The sequence below is a fragment of the Pseudomonas sp. L5B5 genome, assembly GCF_020520285.1.
GTDB lineage: Bacteria > Pseudomonadota > Gammaproteobacteria > Pseudomonadales > Pseudomonadaceae > Aquipseudomonas.
In genome coordinates, this window is the sequence record NZ_CP084742.1 from 4,785,828 (window position 1) to 4,812,677 (window position 26,850).

The 26,850-nt window shown below is 64.2% G+C and carries 22 protein-coding genes; 12 read left to right on the forward strand and 10 right to left on the reverse strand.

Going from position 1 to position 26,850, the window contains the following annotated elements:
- Positions 1-29: 29 nt before the first annotated feature.
- The 4 genes from LGQ10_RS21860 to LGQ10_RS21875 all read right to left on the reverse strand — a co-directional run bounded on the left by LGQ10_RS21860 (position 30) and on the right by LGQ10_RS21875 (position 4,409).
- Positions 30-1,007 carry a FecR family protein gene (locus tag LGQ10_RS21860; RefSeq protein WP_226523179.1) on the reverse strand — a complete coding sequence of 326 codons (978 nt, stop codon included), beginning with the start codon at positions 1,005-1,007 and terminating at the stop codon, positions 30-32.
- The gene (locus tag LGQ10_RS21865) at positions 1,004-1,522 is read right to left on the reverse strand and encodes an RNA polymerase sigma factor (protein WP_058433945.1); all 519 of its coding nucleotides are present in this window, start codon (positions 1,520-1,522) and stop codon (positions 1,004-1,006) included. The genes LGQ10_RS21860 and LGQ10_RS21865 overlap by 4 nt, the downstream gene beginning before the upstream one ends.
- 248 nt (positions 1,523-1,770) lie before the next feature.
- On the reverse strand, positions 1,771-2,478 hold the full coding sequence (locus LGQ10_RS21870) for a PolC-type DNA polymerase III (RefSeq protein WP_226523180.1): 708 nt from the start codon (positions 2,476-2,478) through the stop codon (positions 1,771-1,773).
- On the reverse strand, positions 2,475-4,409 hold the full coding sequence (locus tag LGQ10_RS21875) for a putative nucleotidyltransferase substrate binding domain-containing protein (RefSeq protein WP_226523181.1): 1,935 nt from the start codon (positions 4,407-4,409) through the stop codon (positions 2,475-2,477). The genes LGQ10_RS21870 and LGQ10_RS21875 overlap by 4 nt, the downstream gene beginning before the upstream one ends.
- A 308-nt stretch (positions 4,410-4,717) precedes the next feature.
- Here LGQ10_RS21875 and LGQ10_RS21880 point away from each other — a divergent pair, with 308 nt between their 5' ends.
- The gene (locus tag LGQ10_RS21880; RefSeq protein WP_226523182.1) at positions 4,718-5,164 is read left to right on the forward strand and encodes a response regulator; all 447 of its coding nucleotides are present in this window, start codon (positions 4,718-4,720) and stop codon (positions 5,162-5,164) included.
- Between the two features lie 74 nt (positions 5,165-5,238).
- Here the strand turns inward: LGQ10_RS21880 and LGQ10_RS21885 are convergent, their stop codons facing one another.
- Entirely contained in the window at positions 5,239-7,416 is a 2,178-nt protein-coding gene (locus LGQ10_RS21885; protein WP_226523183.1) for a malate synthase G, read from the reverse strand.
- Positions 7,417-7,887: 471 nt separating this feature from the next.
- Between LGQ10_RS21885 and LGQ10_RS21890 the strand changes: the two genes are divergently transcribed.
- Positions 7,888-8,406, forward strand: coding sequence for a glycine cleavage system protein R (locus LGQ10_RS21890; RefSeq protein WP_058433942.1), 519 nt, complete (start codon positions 7,888-7,890; stop codon positions 8,404-8,406).
- Between the two features lie 222 nt (positions 8,407-8,628).
- Here LGQ10_RS21890 and rarD read toward each other — a convergent pair whose 3' ends face one another.
- From rarD to LGQ10_RS21915, 5 genes are all read right to left on the reverse strand, one after another.
- Positions 8,629-9,516, reverse strand: a complete 888-nt coding sequence (gene rarD / locus LGQ10_RS21895; RefSeq protein ID WP_058433941.1) for an EamA family transporter RarD — start codon at positions 9,514-9,516, stop codon at positions 8,629-8,631.
- A 104-nt stretch (positions 9,517-9,620) separates the two neighbouring features.
- On the reverse strand, positions 9,621-10,595 hold the full coding sequence (locus LGQ10_RS21900) for a serine/threonine protein kinase (RefSeq protein WP_058433940.1): 975 nt from the start codon (positions 10,593-10,595) through the stop codon (positions 9,621-9,623).
- A 127-nt stretch (positions 10,596-10,722) separates the two neighbouring features.
- A complete protein-coding gene (locus LGQ10_RS21905) occupies positions 10,723-12,627 on the reverse strand; it encodes a PhoX family protein (RefSeq protein WP_226523184.1) in 1,905 nt (634 codons plus the stop codon).
- Between the two features lie 106 nt (positions 12,628-12,733).
- Positions 12,734-13,498 carry a TOBE domain-containing protein gene (locus LGQ10_RS21910; protein WP_226523185.1) on the reverse strand — a complete coding sequence of 255 codons (765 nt, stop codon included), beginning with the start codon at positions 13,496-13,498 and terminating at the stop codon, positions 12,734-12,736.
- Positions 13,499-13,562: 64 nt separating this feature from the next.
- Positions 13,563-14,303: a ComF family protein gene (locus LGQ10_RS21915; protein WP_226523186.1), complete on the reverse strand. Its 741-nt coding sequence runs from the start codon at positions 14,301-14,303 to the stop codon at positions 13,563-13,565.
- Between the two features lie 92 nt (positions 14,304-14,395).
- On the opposite strand from LGQ10_RS21915, the gene bioB reads away from it, so the two are divergent.
- The 10 genes from bioB (at position 14,396) to LGQ10_RS21965 (ending at position 26,837) form a co-directional block, all read left to right on the forward strand.
- Positions 14,396-15,451, forward strand: coding sequence for a biotin synthase BioB (bioB, locus tag LGQ10_RS21920; RefSeq protein ID WP_058435460.1), 1,056 nt, complete (start codon positions 14,396-14,398; stop codon positions 15,449-15,451).
- Positions 15,452-15,573: 122 nt separating this feature from the next.
- Positions 15,574-16,752, forward strand: coding sequence for an 8-amino-7-oxononanoate synthase (bioF, locus tag LGQ10_RS21925; RefSeq protein WP_226523187.1), 1,179 nt, complete (start codon positions 15,574-15,576; stop codon positions 16,750-16,752).
- Positions 16,745-17,476: an alpha/beta fold hydrolase gene (locus LGQ10_RS21930; RefSeq protein ID WP_226523188.1), complete on the forward strand. Its 732-nt coding sequence runs from the start codon at positions 16,745-16,747 to the stop codon at positions 17,474-17,476. The genes bioF and LGQ10_RS21930 overlap by 8 nt, the downstream gene beginning before the upstream one ends.
- A complete protein-coding gene (gene bioC, locus LGQ10_RS21935) occupies positions 17,469-18,281 on the forward strand; it encodes a malonyl-ACP O-methyltransferase BioC (RefSeq protein ID WP_226523189.1) in 813 nt (270 codons plus the stop codon). The genes LGQ10_RS21930 and bioC overlap by 8 nt, the downstream gene beginning before the upstream one ends.
- A complete protein-coding gene (gene bioD / locus LGQ10_RS21940) occupies positions 18,278-18,958 on the forward strand; it encodes a dethiobiotin synthase (RefSeq protein ID WP_058438190.1) in 681 nt (226 codons plus the stop codon). Before bioC ends, bioD begins: the two co-directional genes overlap by 4 nt.
- Before the next feature lie 107 nt (positions 18,959-19,065).
- Positions 19,066-19,362 carry a hypothetical protein gene (locus LGQ10_RS21945; protein ID WP_058438188.1) on the forward strand — a complete coding sequence of 99 codons (297 nt, stop codon included), beginning with the start codon at positions 19,066-19,068 and terminating at the stop codon, positions 19,360-19,362.
- 305 nt (positions 19,363-19,667) lie between these two features.
- Positions 19,668-21,473 (forward strand): phenylacyl-CoA dehydrogenase, encoded by a 1,806-nt coding sequence (locus tag LGQ10_RS21950; RefSeq protein WP_226523190.1) that lies wholly within the window; start codon positions 19,668-19,670, stop codon positions 21,471-21,473.
- A 218-nt stretch (positions 21,474-21,691) separates the two neighbouring features.
- On the forward strand, positions 21,692-22,984 hold the full coding sequence (locus tag LGQ10_RS21955; protein WP_058436434.1) for a GGDEF domain-containing protein: 1,293 nt from the start codon (positions 21,692-21,694) through the stop codon (positions 22,982-22,984).
- A 90-nt stretch (positions 22,985-23,074) separates the two neighbouring features.
- Positions 23,075-24,871, forward strand: a complete 1,797-nt coding sequence (locus tag LGQ10_RS21960) for an acyl-CoA dehydrogenase C-terminal domain-containing protein (RefSeq protein ID WP_226523191.1) — start codon at positions 23,075-23,077, stop codon at positions 24,869-24,871.
- Positions 24,872-25,058: 187 nt separating this feature from the next.
- Positions 25,059-26,837, forward strand: coding sequence for an acyl-CoA dehydrogenase C-terminal domain-containing protein (locus LGQ10_RS21965; RefSeq protein ID WP_226523192.1), 1,779 nt, complete (start codon positions 25,059-25,061; stop codon positions 26,835-26,837).
- The last annotated feature ends 13 nt before the right edge of the window (positions 26,838-26,850 follow it).

Genomic DNA, 26,850 nt, shown 5'->3' on the forward strand with positions numbered 1-26,850 from the left:
CAGGTTGGAGCCGGCGGGGGTAGAGGACTTCAAGGCTTGGTTTCGGCCTTGGCGACGACGTTGACCCACCAGTCGGTGCGCCGCTCGATCTGCACCGGCAGGGTCGGCAGCAGGGCATCGAGTGCCAGGTCGGTATCGTGCAGCGGAAAGCTGCCGGTGATGCGCAGGTCGGCCACTTCGGGAGCGACGGCCAGGTAGCCGGGGCGATAGCGACCCAGCTCTTCGATCAGGTCGCCCAGGCGAGCGTTGTCCACCACCAGCATGCCCCGGATCCAGGCGTCGGCGCCCAGGCCCAGGGCCTGCTGCGCTTGCAGGCCGTCACGGTGCATCAGCACCTGCTGGCCTTCCTTGAACACCGTTTCGTGCTGGCGAGCCTGGGGCCGCGCCGCCACGGCCGACTGCAGCACGCCCAGGCGCGTTCCCTGGTCTTCGCGCTTGACCAGGAACCGTGTGCCCAGGGCCCGCAACTGGCCATCGCGGGTCTCGACGATGAACGGGCGAGTGTCGTTGTGCCCCGTCTCGATCAGCACCTCCCCTTCCTGCAGGACGATGCGCCGCTGCTTGTCGTCGAAGCGCACGTCCACCGCGCTGTGGGTGTTGAGGCTGATCAGGGTGCCATCGACCAGGCGCAGGGTGAGCTGTTCGCCGGTGGCGGTGCGCTGGTCGGCCAACCAGTAGTCCAGCGGCAGGTAATGTTGCCCGGCGAACAGGGCCAGTCCACCGACCAGCACCACGCTGGCAATCCCACGTCCAAGCTTGCGCACGCGTCGGCGCAGGCCTTCGCGTGATTGCACCAGGGCGTTGCGGGCCGGCCCCGAGGCCCGGCTGAATCGCTGGTCAAGCATGCCCAGCTGGCGCCAGGCGCGGGCGTGTTCTTCATGGGCGGCGTGCCACTTGGCGAACTCCTCGCGATCCAAGGCACTGCCACCGCCGTCCAGCGACAGTTGCCAGGCGATGGCGGCGTCCAGCACCTGGGCGGACACCGGTTTGGAACTGATGGGGGTCATGTTGGCTCCCCATACAGGGCGATGTAGCACTGGCGGATACCCTGGGCCAGGTACTGGCGTACCCGTGGTACCGAGACGCCCAGGCGCTCGGCGATTTGCCCATGGGTCAGGCCGTCGAGGCGGTTATAGAGGAAGGCCGCCCTGGCCTTGCTCGACAGCTTGCCCAGCAGGCGGTCGATGGCCTTGAGGTCTTCGAGGATCATCTGCTGCTCTTCGGGTGAGGGCTGTTCGGCTTCAGGCACCAGCAACAGTTCGTTCAAGTAGGCCTGTTCCAGCGCGGCACGGCGGAAGTGATCGAACAGCAGGCCCTTGGCCACGGCCACCAGGAAGGCCCGGGGCTCCCGGGGAGCCTTGAGCTCTTCGCGGCCCAGCAGGCGCACGAAGGTGTCCTGGCTCAGGTCCTCGGCGCGCTGGGCGCAGGCCACGTTGCGTCGCAACCAAGCCAGCAGCCAACCACGGTGGTCGCGGTAGAGCGCACCAACCAGCTCATTGCGGGGGCTTTGGATTGACGGCAACGGGAATCACCCAGAGAGAAGTTTCAACTAACGAGAATTATTCGCGATTGTGGCAGAGGCGAAACAGTGGCGCAATTGACGCTGGTCGGCTGTCTTGTTGCTGAAGAGGGAGCCGTTGTGGCGAGGGCGCTTGCTCCCGCTGGCGTGCGCAGCAGGCCCAAGGCTTTGTGTCAGGTGGAACCGCGACCCAGGTTTACGGCCGCTGCGCGGCCGAGCGGGAGCAAGCTCCCTCGCCACAGTTCGGTGGATCAGAATGAGGGCGCCTGCTGGCGGCGTTTCCATTGGCCCAGGCGTTGTTGCAGGTTGAGCGGGCTGTGGATCTGCTGCTGACGTGCGCGGTTGAACAGGATCAGCGCCAGTTCGGCGGTGGCCAGGGCATCGGCCGCGGCGTGGTGACGTTCCACCACCTGCAGCTTGAACCAGCCGATCCAGTCATCCAGGCCGGCTTCGCGGATGTGCGCCTCGGGACACAGCAACGGAGCCATGTCCGCCACGTCGAGGAACTCGTGCTGCAGGCGGTAGCCCAGGCTGTCCTTCAGCGCCCGGCCGAGCATGTGCTGGTCGAAGGGTGCATGGAAGGCCAGCAGCGGGCTGTCCCCGACGAATTCCATGAAGTCCAGCAAGGCTTCCACCGGATCGCTGCCGGCAGCGATGGCGCTGGGACCCAGGCCGTGGATCAGCACACTGGGACTGAGCTTGTGCCCCTCGCGCTGCAAGGTGCGTTCGAACTGCTGGCTGAAATCGATGGCGCCGTCCTCGATCACCACGGCGCCGATGGACAGGACCTGGTCGCGGTTGAGGTTCAGGCCGCTGGTTTCCACGTCTACCACGATCCAGCGTTGCTCGCGCAGGCTGTGCTCGCCCAGTGGCGCGAAGGCCGGCAGGCGCTCGCGACGCTGCTGGTGCTCGATGCCCAGGGCGCTGGCGGCGGGGCGGAACCAGTTGAACAGGCTCACAGCTGATACCGCAGGGCCAGGCTGCTTTGCAGGCGCTGTGCCTGGCGCAGGGACTCGCGCAGGATGCGCCGGTCCAGGTGGTTGAGGCTGTCGGGGTCGACTCGGTTGGAATAGGGCTGGTTCTCCCGGGTCTGGCGCTGATGCTGTTGCATGCGGGTCTGCTGGATGAAGTGGTAGGCCTCTTCATAGGCGGCGCCGTCCAGCGGTTCGATGACCTGCCTGGATACCAGTTGGCGCAGGCGCTCCAGGGTATTGATCGCGCCGATGCCGTTGGCCAGGGCCAGCAGGCGGGCGCCGTCGACGAAAGGCGTGAGGCCCTGGACCTTGAGGTCGAGGGTGGCCTTCTCGCCGTTCTTCTTGGCCAGCACGAACTCGCGAAAGCGCCCCACCGGTGGACGTTGGCGCAGGGCGTTTTCCGCCAGCATGCGCTGGAACAGGCGATTGTCGGCCACCTGGTCGAGGATGCCGCGGCGCAGTTGCTCGGCGCCTTGCTCGTCGCCCCAGACCACCCGCAGGTCGAAGTAGATGCTCGAGCCCAGGAGGTTTTCCGGGGTGGCCTCGCGGATGAAGGCGGCGAAGCGCCGGGCCCATTCGGCGCGGGACAGGCACAGCTCGGGGTTGCCGGCCATGATGTTGCCCTTGCACAGGGTGAAGCCGCACTGGGCCAGGCTCTGGTTGATCTGCTGGGCGATGGGCAGCAGCTTGCCGCGAATCTCTGCCGCGTGGACCGCGTCCCGGGCCTCGAACAGGATGCCGTTGTCCTGGTCGGTGTGCAGGGTCTGTTCGCGCCGGCCCTCGCTGCCGAAGCACAGCCAGCTGAAGGGCACGCCGGGGTCGCCCTTGTCGGCCAGGGTCAGTTCGATGACCCGGCACACGGTGTGGTCGTTGAGCAGGGTGATGATGTGGGTGATCTGGGTCGAGGAGGCGCCGTGGGCCAGCATGCGCTCAACCAACTGGCCGATCTCGCCCCGCAGCGCCACCAGGTGCTCCACCCGTGGTGCATTGCGGATGGTTCGCGCCAGGTGCACCAGGTCGACCCGTTGCAGGGAAAACAGGTCGCGCTCGGATACCACGCCGCACAGGCGCTGCTCCTTGACCAGGCAGACGTGGGCGATATGGCGCTCGGTCATGGCGATGGCGGCGTCAAAGGCGCTGTGGTCCGGGCTGAGGAAGAACGGCGCCTGGGTCATGTGCCGGTCGATGGGCTGGTTGAGGTCCTGGCTGCCGTCGGCCACCACCTGGCGCAGGTCGCGCAGGGTGAAGATCCCCAGGGGCGCCTTGTGCTCGTCCACCACCACGATGCTGCCTACCTGTTGTTCATGCATCTGCGCCACGGCTTCGCGCAGGGGCGTGGCCGGGGAGCAGGTCACCGGGTGCCGCATGGCCAGTTCACCCAGGCGGGTGTTCAGCGAGTACTGGGTACCGAGGGTTTCCACGGCCTTGCGCTTGACCTGCTGGTTGACCTGGTCAAGCAGGCTGCTGACCCCGCGCAGGGCGAAGTCGCGAAATTCGGCGGACAGGGCGAACAGCTTGATGAAGGCATCCTTGTTCAGTTGCAGGCAGAAGGTGTCTTCGGCGGCCCGGTGCTCGGTGCGGGTCGCTCGTTCTCCGAGCAGCGCGGCCAGGGGGAAGCACTCGCCGGTGGTGATCTCGAAGGTGGTCTCGGTGCTGCCCTTGGCCGCATGGGTACGTTCGCCGACCACACGGCCCTGCTTGACGATGTAGAAGTGCTCCACGGGGCCGTCGGCCGGCTTGATGATGCTGTCACCGGGACCGTAGAAGCGCAGCTGGCATTGTTCCACCAGGTAGGCCAGGTGCAGGTTTTCCATCTGGTTGAAGGGCGGGAAGCGTTGCAGGAACTGCACGGTGCCCTGGATGTTCTGCAGTACAGCGGTCTTCCCGGCCTGGGTGAAGGCGTCCGTCTTACTCATAACGATTACCGCAATCTTCTTGGATTTGTTGTGTTCGGATCCCGGTAATAGTCGGTCCAGGTAGCGGGGGCGCCCATTGGACGTAAGTCTAGGGTTGGCCGGCCGACGAGCCGTCGTTGGCGCGCTGTATGCAAGTTATGGCTGGCAAGGCCCGCGGGCGCCGGACATTTGGCTTTGCGCCATTGGCCGGCGATGCCGGGAAGCGCTGATCAAGACGCTTGGAAAATTTTCCGACGAAGTGCACATTGGAGGCCTGCCTGGTGATGTCTGACCACTGTGCTAGGTGATTCGATCCTGTAGAGAACTGTATGTCCGACCACGATATCTTGAGTGATGCCGAGCGCGAGGCGCTGAGTGCCGTCATGCTGGAACCCGACCTGCCGCCGCAGCGGGTGCTGATTGCCGATGACGACAAGGATGCCCGCGAGCTGCTGTCGGAAATCCTCGGCCTCGATGGCATTCGCTGCATGACCGCGGCCAGTGGCAAGGCCGCGCTCGAGTTGCTCGAGTCGAACAAGTCCATCGGCCTGCTGATCACCGACCTGCGCATGGCCCCTTGCAGTGGCCTGGACCTGATTCGCCAGGTGCGCGAGTCGGAGCGGGCGGCCCTGCCGATCATCATCATTTCCGGTGATGCCGACGTGCGCGATGCCATCGCCGCCATGCACCTGAGCGTGGTGGACTTTCTGCTCAAGCCGATCGACACCGGCAAGCTGCTGGCCCTGGTCAAGCACGAGCTGGGCATGGTGCCCTAGCGTCTTTCGCCCTGCGGCCAATAAAAAGCCCCGATCAATTGACCGGGGCTTTTTTTGCAGCCGAGGAGGCGAGGTTACAGGCCGTTCTTGGCCTTGAACTCGCGACGACGACGATGCAGGACTGGCTCGGTGTAGCCGTTGGGCTGCTTGGTGCCTTCGATCACCAGTTCCAGGGCGGCCTGGAAGGCGATGTTGCTGTCGAAGTTCGGTGCCAGCGGACGGTACAGCGGATCAGCGGCGTTCTGCCGGTCGACCACCGGGGCCATGCGCTTGAGGCTTTCGACCACTTGCTCCTGGGTCACTACGCCATGGCGCAGCCAGTTGGCAATGTGCTGGCTGGAAATGCGCAGGGTGGCGCGGTCTTCCATCAGGCCGACATCGTTGATGTCCGGCACCTTGGAGCAACCCACACCCTGGTCGATCCAGCGCACCACGTAGCCGAGGATGCCCTGGGCGTTGTTGTCCAGTTCGTTCTTGACCTGCTCCGCCGACCAGTTGGTGTTGCTGGCCAGAGGGATGGTCAGGATGTCGTCCACCGAGGCGCGGGTGCGCTTGGCCAGCTCGGCCTGGCGGGCGAACACGTCGACCTTGTGATAGTGCAGCGCGTGCAGCGCAGCAGCGGTCGGCGATGGGACCCAGGCAGTGTTGGCGCCAGCCAGTGGGTGAGCGATCTTCTGCTCGAGCATGGCGGCCATCAGGTCCGGCATGGCCCACATGCCCTTGCCGATCTGCGCGCGGCCTTGCAGGCCGGTGGCCAGGCCGATGTCGACGTTCCAGTTCTCATAGGCGCCGATCCATTTCTCGGCCTTCATGTCGGCCTTGCGCACCATGGCGCCGGCTTCCATGGAGGTGTGGATTTCATCGCCGGTACGGTCGAGGAAACCGGTGTTGATGAACACCACGCGCTCGCTGGCCGCCTTGATGCAGGCCTTGAGGTTGACCGTGGTGCGGCGCTCCTCGTCCATGATCCCGACTTTCAGGGTGTTGCGCGGCAGGGCCAGGACTTCTTCGATGCGACCGAACAGTTCGTTGGTGAACGCCGCTTCTTCAGGACCGTGCATCTTCGGCTTGACGATGTACACCGAGCCGGTGCGGCTGTTCTTGCGCGAGCTGTTGCCGTTGAGGTTGTGGATCGCCGCCAGGCTGGTGATCAGGCCGTCGAGGATGCCCTCGGGCACCTCGTTGCCGTCCTTGTCGAGGATCGCGTCGATGGTCATCAAGTGGCCGACGTTACGCACGAACAGCAGCGAACGGCCGTGCAGTTTCACCGGCTCGCCGTTGGCGCCGGTGTATTCACGGTCGGCGTTCATGGTACGGGTGAAGGATTTGCCGCCCTTGGCCACTTCCTCGGCCAGGTCGCCTTTCATCAGGCCGAGCCAGTTGCGATAGATCACCACCTTGTCATCGGCATCGACGGCGGCGACCGAGTCTTCGCAGTCCATGATGGTGGTCAGCGCCGCTTCCATCAGCAGGTCCTTGACCCCGGCGGTGTCGGTCTGGCCGACCGGGCTGGTGGCGTCGATCTGGATCTCGAAGTGCAGGCCATTGTGCTTGAGCAGAATGGCGGTCGGGGCCGCAGCATCGCCCTGGTAGCCGATCAGTTGGGCGTCGTCGCGCAGGCCGCTGTTGGTGCCGCCCTCGAGGCCCACCACCAGCTTGCCGCCGGCGATCTTGTAGCTCACCGAGTCCACGTGGGAGCCGGCAGCCAGCGGCGCGGACTCATCGAGGAAGGCGCGGGCGAAGGCGATGACCTTGTCGCCGCGGACCTTGTTGTAGCCCTTGCCCTTTTCTGCGCCATCGGCCTCGCTGATGGCATCGGTGCCATACAGCGCGTCGTACAGCGAACCCCAGCGGGCGTTGGAGGCGTTGAGGGCGAAGCGCGCATTCATCACCGGCACCACCAGCTGCGGGCCGGCCATGCGGGCGATTTCTTCATCGACGTTCTGGGTGGTGGCCTGGAAGTCCGCCGCTTCCGGCAGCAGGTAACCGATGTCTTGCAGGAAGGCTTTGTAGGCCACGGCGTCATGGGCCTGGCCGGCACGGGACTGATGCCAGGCATCGATCCGCGCCTGGAAGTCATCGCGTTTGGCGAGTAGGGCTTTGTTCTTGGGCGCCAGGTCGTGGATGACCTTGTCGGCACCTGCCCAGAATGCGTCGGCGGTGAGGCCGGTTCCGGGAATGGCTTCGTTGTTCACGAAGTCGAACAGGACTCTGGCGACCTGCAGGCCACCGACTTGAACGTGTTCAGTCATTGCTTGCCTCACTCTGCTCAGCTATTTCGCTTTTCAGCTCTTCAAATTAACAATGAAGCCGGCGGCCATTTAAAGCACAACCCTGTTCACCAGTACATGCCATTGCGGGCGGCTGGGTGCTTCCAATCAACGGCGGAGCCTTGCTGACGGGCATTGCGAGGGTTGTGTTCAGGCCTTGGCAGACATCGTTCCAACGTTATGTAGTGCGCGCTGCGGAATACTACATGATGAATTGCGGTTGTGAAAATCAGACTAAATACGTCGTTTCGCGACTCGCCAGTCCTGTGCAGTCACGCTGGACAGTAGTGTGTTCGCAAAAAACCGATGGATTGTTCCACATAAACGCAAAAAGTTGTACACGATTTGTATTTTGGTCTACCGGCTCGTTTGCCGGGGCTCGATGAGAGGCTCCGGGCGCGGCAGGCGAGGCTGCCTATAATTGCTCTTCTACCCGCCAAAGAGGGCTGCGCCATGGACCATCTCGTGCTCACGGTATTCGCTGCGGACAAGGCCGGGCAGGTCGAACGCATCGCCCAGTGCATCGCCGCCCATGGTGGCAACTGGCTGGAAAGTCGCCTGTCGCGCATGGCCGGGCAGTTCGCCGGCATTCTTCGGGTGGCGGTGCCAGCCGAAGCCTATGACGAACTGGTGGATGCGTTGCAAGGGCTCTCGGCCCAGGGCATCCGCGTGCTGATCGCCGAAAGCGGCATCGAGCAATCATGCACCTGGAAACCCATCGCCATGGAACTGGTGGGCAATGACCGACCGGGAATTGTCCGGGATATCACCCGCCTGCTGGCGGAGCAGGGCGTCAACCTGGAGCGGCTGGTGACCGAGGTGCGCCCGGCGCCCATGAGCAGCGAGCCGTTGTTCCACGCCGAGGCCATCCTGGCGGTGCCGCTGACCCTGTCGCTGGATGTCCTGCAGTCGCGCCTGGAGACCCTCGCGGACGACCTGATGGTGGAATTGGTGCTGCGTAGCGAGGGCTGAAGGGGGAGGGGCTTATCCCAGAAAAAGGTGCATGCGCCTGTGGATAACCTGTAGAGACCCGGCGCTGGCCCAGTGGCCTCGCGGCTTTCCGGGAATTGATCAAAAAACCGGCAATTTCAAGGGCTTGTGCACAAACGCCGGGGACCAGGTTGTGGATAACCTTGGGAACAACCGCCGCAGGCCACGTGGACCGTGGCTTGCGAGGTTTTGATTGTTTTTTGATCAGCTGCGTCTGCGCAGGCTCAGCCAGGCATCGACGCTGTACACCGCCAGGCCCGCCCAGATGAACATGAAGGCCACCAGGGTGCTGGAGGACAGATGCTCGCCGAACAGCAGGACCGCCTGCAGCAGCACCAGGGTCGGGGCCAGGTATTGCAGGAAGCCCAAAGTGGTATAGGGCAGGTCGCGGGCTGCGGCGTTGAAACACACCAGCGGGATCAGGGTCACGGGGCCGGCGGCCACCAGCCACCAGGCTTCGGAGCTGGTCCAGAAGGCCGCATGGGCGCTGCTGGCATCGGGGTGCAGCAGCAGCCACGCCAGGGCGATGGGCACCAGCATCCAGGTTTCCACCACCAGGCCCGGCAAGGCCTTGACCGGTGCCTGCTTGCGGATCAGGCCGTAGAAACCGAAGCTCAGCGCCAGCGCCAGTGAGACCCAGGGCAGGCTGCCCAGCTGCCATACCTGCTGGGCCACTCCCACGGCTGCCAGGATCACGGCCAGCCATTGTAGGCGCCGCAGGCGCTCACCCAGGATCAGCATGCCCAGCAGCACGTTGATCAGCGGGTTGATGTAGTAGCCCAGGCTGGCTTCGACCATGCGCCCGTTGTTCACCGACCAGACGTAGGTCAGCCAGTTGGCGGCGATCAGGGTCCCGCTCAGGGCCAGGATCGCCAGGCGCCGGGGATTGTCCCGCAGTTCACGCCACCAGCCCGGGTGTTTCCAGGCCATCAGCAGCAGGCCGCCGAACAGCGCCGACCAGAGCACCCGGTGGACGATGATTTCCACGGCGGGCACGCTGGCGATGGCTTTGAAATAGAGCGGAAACAGACCCCAGATGATGTAGGCGGTCAGCCCCAGAATGTACCCGCGGCGCAGGTTGGCGGCTTGCATGGAGAATCCTTGCTTAGGCAACTAACAAAGCCGCGATTGTAAGGACAATCGTCCGGGCCTGTCCTGACTTTTCCTCACGCCGCCTGTGCTTCCTGCCAGGTGCTTCAGAACAGCCGCAGGGGCTCCTCGTCGAGTGCTGCCAGCTGTTCGCGCAGCGCGAGCACCTGGTCGCCCCAGTAACGTTCGCTGCCGAACCAGGAGAAGCTGCGGGGAAACGCCGGGTCGTCCCAGCGTCGCGCGAGCCAGGCGCTGTAATGCATCAGGCGCAGGGCTCGCAGCGCCTCGATCAGCGCCAGTTCCCGCGGGTTGAAATCATGGAATTCGCTGTAGCCGTCCATCAGTTCGGACAACTGGCCGAGGCGTTCCTGGCGGTCGCCGGCGAGCATCATCCACAGGTCCTGAACCGCTGGCCCCATGCGGCAGTCATCGAGGTCGACGATATGGAACACCTCGTCGCGGCACATCATGTTGCCGGGGTGGCAGTCGCCATGCAGGCGGATGTTCTGGTGCGAGGTGGACTGGTAGACGGCTTCCACGCGCTTGAGCAGGTCCCGGGCGACGGACTCGTAGGCCGGCAGCAGGCTCTTGGGAATGAAGTTGCCCTGCAACAGGGTCGCCAGCGAGTCATGGCCGAAGTTCTGCACGCCCAGGGCTTCGCGGTGGGCGAACGGTCGACTGGCGCCGACGGCGTGCAGGCGGCCCAGCAATTGGCCGAGGCGATAGAGCTGGTCCAGGTTGCCTGGTTCCGGGGCACGGCCGCCACGCCGGGGGAACAGCGCGAAACGAAAACCCGCATGTTCGAACAGGCTGCGGCCTTCGTGCACGATCGGCGCCACCACCGGCACTTCGCATTCGGCCAGCTCGAAGGTGAAGCTGTGTTCTTCGAGGATCGCTTCATCGCTCCAGCGCTGGGGCCGGTAGAACTTGGCGACCAGCGGCTCGGCCTGGTCGATGCCGACCTGGTAGACGCGGTTTTCGTAGCTGTTGAGGGCCAGTACCCGGGCGTCGCTGAGAAAGCCGATGCTTTCCACGGCGTCCAGGACCAGATCGGGGGTCAGGGTATCAAACGGGTGCGACATGCTTACTCCTGCGCGCAGCAGGCTGCCGCGTCCGGCCCAGCATGGTAACGCAGACGGGCAGGCCGGTGGAGGGCGCTTTGGCGCCTGCCCCGGGTAGAGGCAGGCGCCGGTTCGGCGCAGCCCTGGATCAGGCGCCGATGATGCCGCCGTCTTCCCGGGTAATGGCCATTACCGAGGAGCGCGGCTTGCCGTTGGGCAAGTGCTCGGGGAAGGTCGAGCCGCCATTTTCCCCGGGATGCTGGATGCCCACGAACAGGGTCTTCTGATCCGGGGCGAAGGCGATCCCGGTGACCTCGCAGCCCACCGGCCCGACCATGAAGCGTCGGATCTCGCCGCTGTCGGGGTCGGCGCAGAGCATCTGGTTGTTGCCCATGCCGGCGAAGTCACCGCTGTTGCTGTAGTCGCCATCGGTGAGGATCCACAGGCGCCCGGCCTTGTCGAAGCCCAGGCCATCGGGACTGTTGAACATGTTCTGCGGGTTGATGTTGGACGAGCCGGCCTTGGGCTTGCCGGCATGCACGCCGGGGTTGCCGGCGACCACGAACAGGTCCCAGGAGAAGCTCATCGACCCATGGTCGTCGGCGTCGGTGCGCCAGCGCAGGATCTGTCCATAGACGTTCTTCTCCCGTGGGTTGGGGCCGCCCACCGGCATGCCGTCCTCGCCACGCTTGGAGTTGTTGGTCAGGGTGCAATACACCTGGCCGTCCTTGGGGCTGACGACGATCCACTCGGGACGGTCCATGCGTGTGGCCTGGACCACGCTGGCGGCCAGGCGAGCCTGGATCAGCACCTGGGCCTGGTCGGCGAAACCGCTGCTGGTGTCGATGCCGTTCTTGCCATGGGTCAGTTCGATCCACTGGCCCTGGCCCTTGGGGTGGTCCGGGTTGCTGTCGCCGGCGTCGAAGCGCGCCACATACAGGGTGCCGTGGTCCAGCAGGTCGCGGTTGGCCCTGGGGTTACGGTGGTTGATACGGTCGCGGCTGATGAACTTGTAGATGAATTCGCCGCGTTCGTCGTCGCCCATGTAGACCACCGCGCGGCCATCACGGGTTTCCGCCAGGGCGGCGTTCTCATGCTTGAAGCGGCCCAGGGCCGTGCGCTTGACCGGAGCCGATTGCGGATCGAAGGGGTCGATTTCCACCACCCAGCCGTGGCGGTTGAGTTCGTTGGGGTTCTTGGCCAGGTCGAAGCGCGGGTCGTGTACGTGCCAGTTGATGTCCCGGCTGGCCACCGAGGCGCCATAGCGCTTTTGTGCGGTGTCGAACGTCTGTTCGGCGTTGCTGCTGCCGAAGCAGTCGGTGAAGTTTTCTTCGCAGGTCAGGTAGGTGCCCCAGGGCGTCTTGCCGTTGGCGCAGTTCTGGAAAGTACCCAGCACCTTCTTGCCCTTCGGGTCGGCGCCGGTCTTGAGCAAGGCATGGCCGGCCGCGGGTCCACTGAGGCGGATCGGCGTGTTGCCGTGGATGCGCCGGTTGTAGCGCGAGCCCTGGACGAACTGCCACTGGCCGTTCCTGCGTTGCACCTCGATCACCGACACGCCTTCGCTGGCCTGGGCCTTGCGCACGTCCTCGGCCGACTGCGGCAGGCCACCATGGGGATAGAGGTAACGGTAATTGGTGTATTCGTTGTTGATCGCCATCAGCGCCCGGTGCCTGTCGTCGGGAAAGGCGAACAGGCTCATGCCGTCGTTGTTGTCGCCGAACTGCACTTCCTGGGCCTGTGCGGTGCCATTGCCGCTGGGGTCGAAGGCCGGGCCGTTCTTGTACAGGGGCTGGCCCCAGCTGATCAGCGCCGAGGCCTTGTAGCCCGGTGGCAGGGTGATGGTGTCGCTGGTGGCGCTGGCGATGCTGGCAAAACCCAGCAACTGGCCGTTGCCAGCACTGACGCCGGCGGCCAGGGCGCTGCGGCTCAGCAGGTTGCCGCCCAGGAACAGGGCCGCGCCGCACAGGGCGCCGGCACCGATGAAGCCCCGGCGGCTGAGGCCGACGATCTGTTCCAGGTCGGTGGGTTGGTCTTCTTCTAATAACAGGCTCATATCAGGCTCCCTGCGGGTTTTTGCAGCCACCTTAATGAGCACCGATGACGAATGTGTTGCAGTCGCGCAGCTTGGGTTCAAGGCATCCGTGCGCCGGAGGGCAGGGTCAGAGCGGGGTGCCCAGCAGCACGTGGGAAGGAGAGAACTGCACCTGGACGGGCAGGCTCTGCGCCAGCCCCAGGGCCTGCAACTGCAAGGGAGTAGCCAGGGCGCAGAGGATCTGGCCGTTGGGAAGGATGATCCTGACCTCGCAGGGGCCGTCCTCGGCGTCGAGAATCCGCTCGATGGTTCCTGTGAGGTAATTGTGTCCAGTTGTTGCCGGGACGCCGACGGGCTGTACCTCCAGCCACCCGGCCTTGATCAGCGCCACCACCTGGGTGCCGGGCGCCAGTTCCAGGCGCAGGGTGCTGTCGTGGGTGATCCGGGCCTCGATCAGCAAGCCTTCGGGCAGTTCCAGGCGGATCAGGTCGTTGCAGCCCTGGCGCTCGATGCCATGGACCTTGCCATGCAGCTGGTTGCGCGCGCTGGTGCGCAGCATCAGGCGCCCCAGCAACTCCAGGTCGCTGGCGTCCTCGGCGGCCTCCAGCACCTGGGCCTGGAGCACTTGCAATCGCTGATAGAGGCGCAAGACCCGTTCGCCTTCGGGGGACAGCCTGGCTCCCCCGCCACCCTTGCCGCCGACACTGCGTTCCACCAGTGGGCTCTGGGCCAGGTTGTTCAGTTCATCGATGGCATCCCAGGCCGCCTTGTAGCTCAGGCCGGCACTCTTGGCCGCGCGGGTGATGGAGCCCTGCTCGGCAATGTGTTGCAGCAGGGCAATGCGTTGCGGACGGCGGACGATGTGCTGGGTCAACAGAGTGGGCAGGGACATGTCAGGGGCGCTTCGGGTACGGACGATGGACAGGGAGTTTGCGGCTTGGGCGATGAGAGTCAAGTCAGCCCGGGGCTTCTGGGCTGGGGGTGCGCGCCAGGCAATAGACATCCACCTGCCGGGCGCCGGCGTCGAGCAGCAGTCGGGCCAGGGCCTGGGCGGTGGCGCCGGTGGTCAGCACGTCATCCACCAGGGCCAGGTGCCGGCCCGCGACCGGGACGTCACCTGCCAGGGCGAAGGCGCCGCGCAGGTTGCGCCGGCGGGCCCGGGCATCCAGTCCCTGCTGGGCCGGGGTGTCGTGGATGCGTTGCAGCAGGTGCGATTCGACGGGTAGTTTCAGTTGCTGACCCAGCCAATGGGCGAGCATGCCGGCCTGGTTGAAGCCGCGCTGGCGCAGGCGTCGACGGGACAATGGCACCGGCAGCAGGCCGTCCGGGCGCGACAGGCCCTCGTCATACCGATAGTGCAGGAACTGGGCGAGAAGTTCGGCCATCAGCCGGCCAAAAGGCCATTCCTGATGGTGCTTGAAACGGCTGATCAGGCTGTCCACCGGGAACGCGTAGCGCCAGGGAGCGATGACGCGTTCGAAGGCTGGTGGCCGTTGCAGGCACTGGCCGCAGGCAGGACCGGCAACCGGCAGCGGCAGGGCGCAGACCGGGCATTGGATGTCGAGCCAGGGCAGTTCATCCAGGCAGGGCGTGCACAGCGCCATGGGCGCATCGCCGGGTTCATCGCAGAGCAAACAGGTTTGTTTGTTTTTTATCCAGATGTAAACCTGTGTTTTTTGTTCTGGTTGACAGTGCATGGTGGCTTCCTTAAATATGCCGAACATCCGTGTTGCGGCTGTGGACTTTCCCTGTACCGCACCGCCTGCAAAGCATAATCAAGGAACCGCCCATGAGCGCCAGCACCACCGCCACCTTGCGTCACGACTGGACTTTGGCTGAAGTCAAAGCCTTGTTCACCCAGCCGTTCAACGACCTGCTGTTCCAGGCGCAGACCGTGCACCGCGCGCATTTCGACGCCAACCGGGTCCAGGTTTCTACCCTGCTGTCGATCAAGACCGGCGCCTGCCCGGAAGATTGCAAATATTGTCCACAGTCCGGTCACTACAACACCGGCCTGGAAAAAGAGAAGCTCCTGGAAGTGCAGAAGGTCCTGGAGGAGGCCGCCCGGGCGAAGGCCATCGGCTCCACGCGCTTCTGCATGGGCGCCGCCTGGAAGCATCCGGCCGCCAAGGACATGCCCTATGTGCTGGAGATGGTCAAAGGGGTGAAGGCCATGGGCCTGGAAACCTGCATGACCCTGGGCAAGCTCGACCAGGAGCAGACCGAGGCCCTGGCCAAGGCCGGCCTGGACTACTACAACCACAACCTCGACACCTCGCCGGAGTTCTACGGCAACATCATCACTACCCGTACCTACAGCGAGCGCCTGCAGACCCTGGCCTATGTGCGCGATGCCGGGATGAAGATCTGTTCCGGCGGCATCCTGGGCATGGGCGAATCCCTGGACGACCGCGCCGGGCTGCTGATCCAGCTGGCCAACCTGCCGGAGCACCCGGAGTCGGTACCGATCAACATGCTGGTGAAGGTGGCGGGTACGCCGCTGGAAAATGCCGATGAGGTGGACCCGTTCGATTTCATCCGCATGCTGGCCGTGGCGCGGATTCTCATGCCGCAATCCCATGTACGGCTGTCGGCAGGCCGCGAGGCGATGAACGAGCAGATGCAGGCCCTGGCGTTCTTTGCCGGTGCCAACTCGATCTTCTATGGCGACAAGCTGCTGACCACCGCCAACCCGCAGGCCGACAAGGACATGCAGCTGTTCGCCCGCCTGGGCATCCAGCCCGAGGCGCGTGAAGAGCACGCCGACGAAGTGCACCAGGCGGCCATCGAGCAGGCGCTGGTCGAGCAGAAGAGCAGCGAGCAGTTCTACAACGCCGCCGTCTGATTCCGACCCGACACATCGCCGCCGGGCACAGGCGACTCCAGAATCGATGAGGTTCCCGCAGGGACCTTGTCGCCTGGGCGCTGCCTGCGGCGCTGGATTCTTTTCCGATCATCGAGGCCAGCATGTCTTTTGATCTTTCCGCGCGCCTCGCGGCTCGCCGAGCCGAACACCTGTACCGCCAGCGACCCTTGCTCGACAGTCCTCAGGGGCCGCAAGTGGTGGTCGACGGCCAACCGTTGCTGGCGTTCTGCAACAACGACTACCTGGGCCTGGCCAATCATCCGCAGGTGATCGAGGCCTGGCGTGACGGTGCCAGTCGCTGGGGCGTGGGCGGTGGCGCTTCGCACCTGGTGGTGGGCCACAGCGGCCCGCACCATGCCCTCGAAGAAGCCCTGGCCGAACTCACCGGCCGCCCTCGCGCCTTGCTCTTCAGCACCGGCTACATGGCCAACCTCGGAGCGGTCACGGCCCTGGTGGGGCAAGGCGACACGGTCCTGGAGGACCGCCTCAACCATGCCTCGCTGCTGGATGCCGGGTTGCTCAGCGGCGCACGGTTCAACCGCTACCTGCACAACGATGCGACGAGCCTGGCCAAGCGCCTCGAAAAGGCCACCGGCAATACCCTGGTGGTCACCGACGGGGTGTTCAGCATGGATGGCGATGTGGCCGACCTGCCGGCCCTGGCTCGTGAAACCAAGGCACGGGGCGCCTGGCTGATGGTGGACGATGCCCATGGCTTCGGCCCGCTGGGCGCCAATGGCGCCGGTCTGGTGGAACATTTCGGCTTGGGCCTGGAGGAAGTGCCGGTACTGGTGGGCACCCTGGGCAAGGCCTTCGGGACCGCAGGGGCCTTTGTTGCAGGCAGTGAGGAACTGATCGAAAGCCTGATCCAGTTCGCCCGGCCCTACATCTACACCACCAGCCAGCCTCCGGCCCTGGCCTGCGCCACCCTGAAAAGCCTGGAACTGCTGCGCAGCGAACACTGGCGGCGCGAGCACCTGGCGAACCTGATCCGCCAGTTCCGCCAGGGCGCCGAGCAGATCGGCCTGGAGTTGATGGACAGCTTCACCCCGATCCAGCCGATCCTGGTGGGCGACAGCGCGCGGGCCGTTGCGCTGTCGCACAAGCTGCGCGAGCGCGGGATCCTGGTCACCGCGATTCGCCCGCCTACGGTGCCCGCTGGCAGTGCCCGGCTGCGGGTGACCCTGTCCGCGGCCCACAGCGAGGGCCAGGTGCAGCTATTGTTAGAGGCATTGGCGGATTGTTGCAGTGAACTGCAGATGGGGCCGAGCCATGCGTGATCGACTGATCCTGTTGCCCGGCTGGGGGCTGGGCGTGTCACCGCTTGAGCCGCTGGCGGCGGCGCTGCAAGGGCTGGACGAGCACCTGCGGGTGGAGATCGAACCGCTGCCGGAGCTGACGTCCAGCGATCCTGACGACTGGCTGGATGAACTCGACGATACCCTGGCAGACGATGCCTGGCTGGGCGGCTGGTCCCTGGGGGGCATGCTCGCCTCGGCGCTGGCGGCACGTCGTGGCGAGCGCTGTTGCGGCTTGCTGACCCTGGCCAGCAACCCCAGTTTTGTCGCCCATGAGCAGTGGTCCAGTGCCATGACCGGGGAAACCTTCGATGGTTTCCTGGCCGGTTGCGCCGCCGATCCGCGCACCACCCTCAAGCGTTTTTCCCTGCTCTGTGCCCAGGGCGCCGCCGATCCAAGGGGCTTGTCCCGGCTGTTGCTGGGCGGCGCACCGGTGACCCAGCCGCAGGTACTGATGGCAGGCCTGGAGGTGTTGGCGCAACTGGACACCCGCGAAGCCTTGCAGGGCTTTCGCGGACCGCAATTGCACCTGTTCGCCGGGCTCGATGGCCTGGTGCCGGCCGAGGCGGCCGGTGAGTTGCTGGCATTGTTGCCGGATGTAGAAGTTGGCCTGATTGAACAGGCCAGCCACGGTTTTCTTCTGGAGGACCCCCATGGAGTGGCAGGGGCGATCCAGGCTTTCTTGCATGAGTCCGGTGATGACTGATCTGTCTGTTCCTGTCCTGGCTGCCAGCCTGCCTGACAAGCGTCAGGTGGCGGCTTCGTTTTCCCGCGCGGCGTCCAGTTACGACAGCGTGGCCGAGTTGCAACGTGCGGTTGGCCAGCAATTGCTGGGCCGCTTGCCAGCGGATTGGGTGCCGGCTCGCTGGCTGGACCTGGGGTGTGGTACCGGGCATTTCAGCCGGGTGCTGGGCGAGCGCTTTGCCGGCAGCCAGGGGCTGGCCCTGGATATCGCCCAAGGCATGCTCGACCATGCGCGGCCGCTGGGTGGCGCCGAGTACTTCATTGCCGGCGACGCCGAGCGCCTGCCGCTGCGGTCGGACAGTTGCGAGTTGATCTTCTCCAGCCTGGCGGTGCAGTGGTGCGCCGATTTTGCCGCCGTGCTCAGTGAAGCCCGGCGAGTGCTCAAGCCGGGTGGCGTACTGGCATTCGCCAGCCTGTGCGTGGGCACCTTGCAAGAGTTGCGTGACAGCTGGGGGCAGGTGGACGGGCAGGTCCATGTCAATCGCTTCCGGGCCTTCGAGCGATACAGCCAGTTGTGCGGGGCCAGCGGTTTGCGGCTGCACAGCCTGGAGCGGGTGCCCCATGTCCTGCACTATCCGGATGTGCGCAGCCTGACCCACGAACTCAAGGCCCTGGGAGCCCACAACCTCAATCCCGGGCGCCCTGGCGGCCTCACCGGCCGGGCACGGATTGCCGGATTGATGGATGCTTACGAAGGGTTTCGCCAGGCCAGGGGATTGCCGGCGACTTACCAGGTGGTCTACGCCATATTGGAGAAGCCGCTATGAGTCCTGCCTATTTCATCACGGGTACCGATACCGACGTGGGCAAGACCACGATCGCCGCCGGATTGTTGTATGCCGCGCGCCAGGCGGGCTTGAGCACGGCCGCGGGCAAACCGGTGGCGTCCGGCTGCGAGCGGGGCCCCAAGGGCCTGCGCAATGCCGATGCCCTGGCCTTGCAGGCACAATCGTCGTTGCCGCTGAGCTATGAAGAGATCAATCCGATTGCCTTCGAACCCGCCATCGCTCCGCACTTGGCGGCGCGTGAAGCGGGAGTGGCATTGACGGTGCAATCACTGTTGCTGCCCATGCGCCAGCTCCTGGCCAAGGGGGCGGATTTCACCCTGGTCGAGGGGGCTGGCGGCTGGCGCGTGCCACTGGCGGATCAGGACAATCTGTCGGACCTGGCCATGGCCCTGGACCTGCCGGTGATCCTGGTGGTGGGGGTGCGGCTGGGCTGTATCAACCATGCCTTGCTCACCGCCCAGGCCATTGCCCAGGACGGCCTGCAACTGGCCGGGTGGGTGGCGAATATCGTCGATCCCGATACCTCTCGTCTGGAAGAGAACCTGGCGACCCTGGCCGAGCGCCTGCCTGCGCCGTGCCTGGGAAAGGTGCCCAGGCTCAGGCCAGCCAGCGCCGAGGCGGTGGCCGAGCACCTGCAACTGGACCTGCTGGACTAGATTTTGCCTATGACAGGGCATATGGCCATTAGTGTTTTTGACGGGTGTTTTCTTGACGGGTCTGCTTCAATGACACCCGTCATTCATTTTCCAGGTCGAGTTCTCCCATGGAAATTTCCGGGAACAGCGCTTACTACGCCGGACTGAACGCCATCCAGGCCGGTCAGAACCGTGTCGACCAGGCCGCTGGCCAGATTGCCAGCACGGCCGTCGAGCGTTCCGCCGGCAGCCAGTCGTCGGAGCTTCAGGTCAATCGCCTGCGGGGTGTGGACCGCAGCCAGGAATCGGACGTGGCCAGCAGTGTGGTCCAGATGTCGGTCGGCAAGCTCCAGGTCGAACTGGGCGTCAAGGTCGCCAAGGCCTCGGATGAAGCCCTCGGGACACTGATCGATACCTACGCCTGACGCTCTTTGATTGAAGCCCGGCCCCTTTATCGGGGGCCGGGCTTTTTCATGCCTGTCTTTCTGCGACGCCCCCGACCGCGCTGATTCCTTTAGCTGGCCGAATGCCGGTAAACCGACTTCTACACTTGTCATGGCAGCTGCTGTGAGCCTTCGCCTGCACGGATGTTTCATGGCGATGACGAAAGGTATTTGTCCGATGCTTGACAAGATTTGGGCGTAAACGTATGTTTCAAACAACTGTTTGACCGCTATAAAAACTCAACGCGGTTGTTCATTCCCGGTTACATCAGCAGAGGTTTATCGCTATGCCTGACTACAAGGCCCCCTTGCGTGATATTCGCTTCGTTCGTGACGAGCTGCTTGGTTATGAGGCGCACTATCAGAGCCTCCCGGCTTGCCAGGACGCCACTCCAGACATGGTTGACGCCATTCTCGAGGAAGGTGCGAAGTTTTGTGAGCAGGTACTGGCACCGCTGAACCGCGTGGGCGACCAGGAAGGTTGCACCTGGAGTGAATCCGGCGTTAAGACCCCAACCGGCTTCAAGGAAGCCTACAAGCAGTTCGTCGAAGGCGGCTGGCCAAGCCTGGCCCATGACGTCGAGCACGGTGGTCAAGGCCTGCCCGAGTCCCTGGGCCTGGCGGTCAGCGAAATGGTCGGTGAGTCCAACTGGTCGTGGGGCATGTACCCGGGCCTGTCCCATGGCGCGATGAACACAATCTCCGAGCACGGTACTCCAGAGCAGCAGGACGCCTACCTGACCAAACTGGTCTCCGGCGAATGGACCGGCACCATGTGCCTGACCGAACCACACTGCGGTACAGACCTGGGCATGCTGCGCACCAAGGCCGAGCCTCAGGCCGACGGTTCCTACAAAGTCACCGGCACCAAGATCTTCATCTCCGCCGGTGAACACGACATGGCCGACAACATCGTCCACATCGTGCTGGCTCGCCTGCCGGACGCTCCGGCCGGCACCAAGGGCATCTCGCTGTTCATCGTGCCCAAGTTCCTGCCGAACGCCGATGGCAGCATTGGCCAGCGCAACGCCGTGAGCTGTGGTTCCCTGGAACACAAGATGGGTATCCACGGCAACGCCACCTGCGTGATGAACTTCGACGCGGCCACCGGTTTCCTGATCGGCCCGGCGAACAAGGGCCTGAACTGCATGTTCACCTTCATGAACACCGCTCGCCTGGGTACCGCGCTGCAAGGCCTGGCCCACGCGGAGATCGGTTTCCAGGGTGGCCTGAAATACGCTCGCGATCGCCTGCAAATGCGCTCGCTGACTGGCCCGAAAGCGCCGGACAAAGCCGCTGACCCGATCATCGTGCATCCTGATGTACGCCGCATGCTGCTGACCATGAAGGCGTTCGCCGAAGGCAACCGCGCCATGGTCTACTTCACCGCCAAGCAGGTGGACATCGTCAAGTACGGCGTGGACGAAGAAGAGAAGAAGAAGGCCGATGCCCTGCTGGCGTTCATGACGCCAATCGCCAAGGCCTTCATGACCGAGGTCGGCTTCGAGTCTGCCAACCACGGTGTGCAGATCTACGGTGGCCACGGGTTCATTGCCGAGTGGGGCATGGAGCAGAACGTTCGCGACAGCCGTATCTCGATGCTGTACGAGGGCACCACCGGTATCCAGGCCCTGGACCTGCTGGGTCGCAAGGTGCTGATGACCCAGGGCGAGGCGCTGAAGGGCTTCACCAAGATCGTCCACAAGTTCTGCCAGAACAACGAAGGCAACGAAGCCGTGAAGGAATTCGTTGCACCGCTGGCGGCACTGAACAAGGAATGGGGCGAGCTGACCATGAAAGTGGGCATGGCCGCGATGAAGGACCGTGAAGAGGTCGGTGCCGCGTCGGTGGACTACCTGATGTACTCCGGTTACGCCTGCCTGGCCTACTTCTGGGCCGACATGGCGCGCCTGGCGGCGGAGAAGCTGGCTGCCGGCACCACCGAGGAGGCCTTCTACACCGCCAAGCTGCAGACCGCGCGCTTCTACTTCCAGCGCATCCTGCCGCGTACTCGCACTCATGTTGCCACCATGCTGTCGGGCGCCAACAACCTGATGGACATGAAGGAAGAGGATTTCGGCCTGGCTTACTAAGCCCGTCCGGCTCCACTGCAAAGCCGTTCGCCCTTCGGGACGAGCGGCTTTTTTGCGTCTGCGCAGGCTTCGGAAAAATTCCCGACTAAATCACTAAGCTGAAGCGATTCCCTGCCGTTAAAGAGGTGGCAATGTGACGCCTGTCACATCGCATGTGCTTAACTTCCGCAGTGAAGGCACAATGCCATCTATTGATCAGCCGGGTTGGAGTTTTACCCTTGCCGCGTTCTTCCGCCGTACGTTTCAGTCACTTTCTACCGTCTTTACTGCTCCTGCTTGCTGGGCTGGCGGCCGCCTACGTCAAGGACCTCAACGTCTTCTTCACTTCTTTGTTCAATGTGCTGCCGACCCTGGTGCTGTTGCTGGGCGGGGCGTATTGCGCGGTGTATCGGCGCCAGCGTGAGCTGTTCCTCATGGTCACGGTGTACATCGCCTATTTCCTGCTGGATACCCAGACCGACTTCTACCGCGACAATGGCCGGGTCCGCGAGGATGCGGCGGTGGTGTTTCATTTGTGCTGCCTGTTGTTGCCCTTGCTGTTCGGCTTGTTCGCCGCCTGGCAGGAACGTACGCACCTGTTCCAGGACATGGTGGCGCGCTTTGCCGTGCTGCTTGCCTTCGGCAGCGTGGCCCTGGGCCTGGAACAGAGTTATCCCCAGGCGCTGCTGGCCTGGCTGGCGGAGATTCGCTGGCCGGCCCTGCATGGCAGCTGGATGAGCCTGATCCAATTGTCCTACCCGGTATTCTTCGCGGCATTCCTGCTGCTGGCCATCCAGTACTGGCGCAGCCCGCGCCCGCTGCATGCGGCGCAACTGGTGGGGCTGCTCGGGCTGTTCTGGATGTTGCCCAAGACCTTCATCCTGCCCTTCACCCTGAACATCATGTGCAGCCAGGTGATGCTGATGATTGCCGCTGCAGTGGCCCACGAGGCCTACCAGATGGCCTTTCGCGATGAGTTGACCGGGCTGCCGGGACGCCGCGCCCTGAACGAGCGCATGCAGCGCCTGGGTCGCAACTACGTGCTGGCCATGTCCGACGTCGACCACTTCAAGAAATTCAACGATACCCATGGCCACGACGTGGGTGACCAGGTGCTGCGCCTGGTGGCCAGCAAGTTGTCGAAAGTCACCGGTGGTGGTCGCGCCTATCGTTATGGCGGGGAAGAGTTTGCCGTGGTGTTCGCCGGCAAGACCCTGGATGAGTGCATGCCTCACCTGGAGATGATTCGCGAGACCATCGCCACCTACAACATTCAACTGCGCAACCAGGACAACCGTCCTCAGGACGATCAGCAAGGTCGCCAGCGCCGCGGCGCGGCGGGGGCCTCCAGTGTTTCGGTGACTATCAGCATCGGCGTTGCCGAGCGGCTGATGGAACATCGCACTCCCGAGGAAGTGCTCAAGTCCGCCGACCAGGCGCTCTACAGCGCCAAGGGCGCGGGGCGTAACTGCGTCATGGCGTTCGGGCAGAACCGCCGCGGCGCGGTGCGGATGGATGCGGCTGCGGGTTGAGTGATGACGGCGCATTCAGCGTCCGTACGGTCATTGGCAGGTTCCGGTAGCGGCAGTAGGTTGCAATGACCTGCTGCCGGAGACGCCACCATGCCCGAGTATCAAGCGCCCTTGCGCGACATGCGGTTTTTGATCGATCACGTCTTTGATTTTCATGCTGGCTACGCGGCGCTGGGGGCCGTTGATGCCAGCCCGGACACGGTCGGTGCGATCCTCGAGGAGGGTGCCAGGTTCTGCGAGAACGTACTGGCACCGCTCAATCGTTCCGGCGACGAGGAGGGCTGTCATTTCGACAATGGCGTAGTGACCACGCCCAAGGGGTTCAAGGAAGCGTTCGCCCAGTATGTGGAAGGCGGTTGGCATGGCCTGGCTGCCGACCCTGCCTTCGGGGGGCAGGGGCTGCCCCACTCGCTGGGCCTGGTGATCGGCGAAATGGTCGGCTCCAGCAATACCTCCTGGGGCATGTACCCGGGACTGACCCATGGCGCCATGTCGGCGATCCAGGCCCATGGCAGCGCCGAACAGAAGCAGCTGTACCTGAGCAAGCTGACCGCCGGCCAGTGGACCGGCACCATGTGCCTGACCGAAGCCCATTGCGGCACGGACCTGGGCCTGATCAAGACCCGCGCCGTACCCCAGGCCGACGGCAGCTATGCCGTGTCGGGGAGCAAGATCTTCATCTCTGCCGGCGAACACGACATGAGCGCGAACATCGTGCACCTGGTACTGGCCAAGCTGCCTGATGCGCCGGCCGGAACCAAGGGTATTTCGCTGTTCATCGTGCCCAAGTTCCTGCCGGACGCCAGGGGGGAGGCAGGCGAGCGCAATGGCGTGAGCTGCGGCTCCATCGAACACAAGATGGGGATCAAGGCGTCAGCCACCTGCGTGCTGAATTTCGACGACGCCAGGGGCTTTCTGATCGGCGAGGCCAACAAGGGCCTGAACTGCATGTTCACCATGATGAACCATGCGCGCCTGGGCACCGGCATGCAGGGCTTGTGCCTGGGCGAAGCGAGTTTCCAGGGCGCGATCCGCTATGCCAACGACCGCTTGCAGATGCGCTCGCTGACCGGTGCCAAGGCTCCGGCCAAGGCGGCGGACCCGATCATCGTCCACCCCGATGTACGCCGCATGCTACTGACCATGAAGGCCTTCAACGAGGGCAATCGGGCGCTGGCTTACTTCAGCGCGCAGTTGCTGGATGTGGCCCACCTGAGCGATGACCCGGCGCAGCGCCAGGAAGCCGAGAACCTGCTGGCCTTCCTCACGCCCATCTGCAAGGCCTTCATGACCGAGACGGGCCTGGAGGTGACCAACCACGGCATGCAGGTGTTCGGTGGCCATGGCTTCATCCGGGAGTGGGGCATGGAGCAACTGGTGCGCGACTGCCGGATCGCCCCGATCTATGAAGGCACCAACGGCATCCAGGCCCTGGATCTCCTGGGGCGCAAGGTACTGGGCAGCCAGGGCAAGCTGTTGCTGGGCTTCACCCGGATCGTCCACAAGTTCTGCGTGGCCCATGCCGAGCACCCACAACTCAAGGCCCATGTTGCGCGGCTCGATGGCCTGAACCGCCAGTGGGGCGAGCTGACGAGCAAGGTCGGCATGGCGGCGATGAAGAACCCGGATGAAGTGGGCGCTGCTGCCCTGGACTACTTGATGTACGGCGGCTACATCATCCTGGCCTACCTGTGGCTGCGCATGGCCCAGGTGGCCCAGGCGCAGCTCGAGGCCGGCCAGGGCGACAGCGATTTTGCCAGGGCCAAGCTGGCCACCTGTGACTTCTATTTCAAGCGGCTGCTGCCACGTACCGGCGCCCACCTGGCGGCGATCGAGGCCGGTAGCGACTGCCTGATGAACTTGCCGGCCGAGCTCTTCGCCTTGTAGATAAACGGCTGCGTCCCTGACAAGACCCGCTTTTGGCGGGTCTTGTCGTATGGTGGATGATCGTTGACCAAAATTAACAAAAAAGTCACGAGATGACCCTATGTGTCTCAAAAGTTGTTCGGGTACACTCGGATTTTCGTCAATGGGCCCGTTCCGGCCCGCTTGTTTAGATCCTGCGAGGTTTGCCATGGCTGACTACAAAGCGCCCCTGCGCGATATGCGCTTCGTCCTCAATGAAGTATTCGAGGTCGCCAAACTCTGGGCCCAGTTGCCAGCACTGGCGGAAACCGTGGATGCCGAGACTGTCGAAGCGATCCTGGAGGAAGCGGGCAAGGTCACTGCCCGCAGCATTGCCCCGCTGAGCCGCAGCGGCGACGAAGAAGGCTGCCATTGGCACGACACCGTGGTGACCACCCCGGAAGGTTTCCCACAGGCCTACCAGACTTACGCCGAAGGCGGCTGGGTGGGCGTCGGCGGTGATCCCGAATTTGGCGGCATGGGCATGCCCAAGGCCGTCTCGGCGCAGGTCGAGGAAATGGTCAACTCCGCCAGCCTGGCCTTCGGCTTGTATCCGATGCTGACCGCCGGGGCCTGCCTGTCGATCAACGCCCACGCCAGCGAAGAACTCAAGGCCACCTACCTGCCGAACATGTATGCCGGCGTCTGGGCCGGTTCCATGTGCCTGACCGAACCCCATGCCGGTACCGACCTGGGCATCATCCGCACCAAGGCCGAGCCACGCGCGGACGGCGGCTACGCCATCAGTGGAACCAAGATCTTCATCACCGGCGGGGAACATGACCTGACGGAAAACATCATCCACCTGGTGCTGGCCAAGCTGCCCGATGCTCCGGCCGGACCGAAGGGCATCTCCCTGTTCCTGGTGCCCAAGTTCATGGTCAATGCCGATGGCAGCCTGGGCGAGCGCAACCTGGTGAGCTGTGGTTCCCTCGAGCACAAGATGGGCATCCAGGCTTCCGCTACCTGCGTGATGAACTTCGACCAGGCCATTGGTTACCTGGTGGGCGAGCCGAACAAGGGCCTGGCTGCCATGTTCACCATGATGAACTACGAACGCCTGGGCGTTGGCATCCAGGGCCTGGCAACGGGCGAGCGCTCCTACCAGAACGCCGTGGAGTACGCCCGTGACCGCTTGCAGAGCCGTGCTCCGACCGGTCCGCAAGCCAAGGACAAGGCCGCCGACCCGATCATCGTCCACCCCGATGTACGACGTATGCTGCTGACCATGAAAGCTGCCAACGAAGGCGGTCGGGCATTCTCCACCTACGTGGCGATGCAGCTGGACACCGCCAAGTTCAGCGAGGATGCCGAAACCCGCAAGCGTGCGGAAAGCCTGGTGGCGCTGTTGACGCCGGTGGCCAAGGCATTTCTCACCGACCTGGGCCTGGAGACCACCGTCCATGGCCAGCAGGTCTTTGGCGGCCACGGCTACATCCGCGAGTGGGGCCAGGAGCAACTGGTACGTGATGTACGCATCACCCAGATCTACGAAGGCACCAACGGTATCCAGGCCCTGGATCTGGTGGGGCGCAAGATCGTTGGCAGTGGTGGTGCGCTCTACAAGGTGTTCGCCGAGGAAATCCGCCACTTCACCGCCACTGCCGATGAGCAGCTTGGCGAGTTCGTGCGGCCGCTCGATGCAGCACTGGACAATCTCGATGAGCTGTCCGCCTGGGTCCTGGATCGGGCCAAGGGCAACCCCAACGAGATCGGTGCAGCCTCGGTGGAATACCTGCAGGTGTTCGGTTACACCGCCTACGCCTACATGTGGGCATTGATGGCCAAGGCTGCCCTGGGCAAGGAACAGCAGGACGCGTTCTATGCCAGCAAACTGGGGACTGCACGTTTCTACTTCGCTCGCCTGCTGCCGCGTATCCACTCCCTGAGCGCTTCGGTCAAGGCGGGTAGCGAGTCGCTGTTCCTGCTGCCGGCGGAGCAGTTCTAAGAGGCAAAGTGCC

What these genes read in the sequence shown, in the direction of transcription:
- LGQ10_RS21950 (WP_226523190.1), top strand. Translation starts at nt 19,668, where the DNA reads ATGCCTGACTACAAGGCCCCCTTGCGTGATATTCGCTTCGTTCGTGAC.
- LGQ10_RS21960 (WP_226523191.1), top strand. Translation starts at nt 23,075, where the DNA reads ATGCCCGAGTATCAAGCGCCCTTGCGCGACATGCGGTTTTTGATCGAT.
- bioC (WP_226523189.1), top strand. Translation starts at nt 17,469, where the DNA reads ATGACTGATCTGTCTGTTCCTGTCCTGGCTGCCAGCCTGCCTGACAAG.
- LGQ10_RS21930 (WP_226523188.1), top strand. Translation starts at nt 16,745, where the DNA reads ATGCGTGATCGACTGATCCTGTTGCCCGGCTGGGGGCTGGGCGTGTCA.
- LGQ10_RS21860 (WP_226523179.1), bottom strand. Translation starts at nt 1,007, where the DNA reads ATGACCCCCATCAGTTCCAAACCGGTGTCCGCCCAGGTGCTGGACGCC.
- LGQ10_RS21965 (WP_226523192.1), top strand. Translation starts at nt 25,059, where the DNA reads ATGGCTGACTACAAAGCGCCCCTGCGCGATATGCGCTTCGTCCTCAAT.
- LGQ10_RS21875 (WP_226523181.1), bottom strand. Translation starts at nt 4,409, where the DNA reads ATGAGTAAGACGGACGCCTTCACCCAGGCCGGGAAGACCGCTGTACTG.
- bioD (WP_058438190.1), top strand. Translation starts at nt 18,278, where the DNA reads ATGAGTCCTGCCTATTTCATCACGGGTACCGATACCGACGTGGGCAAG.
- LGQ10_RS21880 (WP_226523182.1), top strand. Translation starts at nt 4,718, where the DNA reads ATGTCCGACCACGATATCTTGAGTGATGCCGAGCGCGAGGCGCTGAGT.
- LGQ10_RS21890 (WP_058433942.1), top strand. Translation starts at nt 7,888, where the DNA reads ATGGACCATCTCGTGCTCACGGTATTCGCTGCGGACAAGGCCGGGCAG.
- LGQ10_RS21915 (WP_226523186.1), bottom strand. Translation starts at nt 14,303, where the DNA reads ATGCACTGTCAACCAGAACAAAAAACACAGGTTTACATCTGGATAAAA.
- LGQ10_RS21885 (WP_226523183.1), bottom strand. Translation starts at nt 7,416, where the DNA reads ATGACTGAACACGTTCAAGTCGGTGGCCTGCAGGTCGCCAGAGTCCTG.
- LGQ10_RS21905 (WP_226523184.1), bottom strand. Translation starts at nt 12,627, where the DNA reads ATGAGCCTGTTATTAGAAGAAGACCAACCCACCGACCTGGAACAGATC.
- rarD (WP_058433941.1), bottom strand. Translation starts at nt 9,516, where the DNA reads ATGCAAGCCGCCAACCTGCGCCGCGGGTACATTCTGGGGCTGACCGCC.
- LGQ10_RS21910 (WP_226523185.1), bottom strand. Translation starts at nt 13,498, where the DNA reads ATGTCCCTGCCCACTCTGTTGACCCAGCACATCGTCCGCCGTCCGCAA.
- LGQ10_RS21945 (WP_058438188.1), top strand. Translation starts at nt 19,066, where the DNA reads ATGGAAATTTCCGGGAACAGCGCTTACTACGCCGGACTGAACGCCATC.
- bioF (WP_226523187.1), top strand. Translation starts at nt 15,574, where the DNA reads ATGTCTTTTGATCTTTCCGCGCGCCTCGCGGCTCGCCGAGCCGAACAC.
- bioB (WP_058435460.1), top strand. Translation starts at nt 14,396, where the DNA reads ATGAGCGCCAGCACCACCGCCACCTTGCGTCACGACTGGACTTTGGCT.
- LGQ10_RS21900 (WP_058433940.1), bottom strand. Translation starts at nt 10,595, where the DNA reads ATGTCGCACCCGTTTGATACCCTGACCCCCGATCTGGTCCTGGACGCC.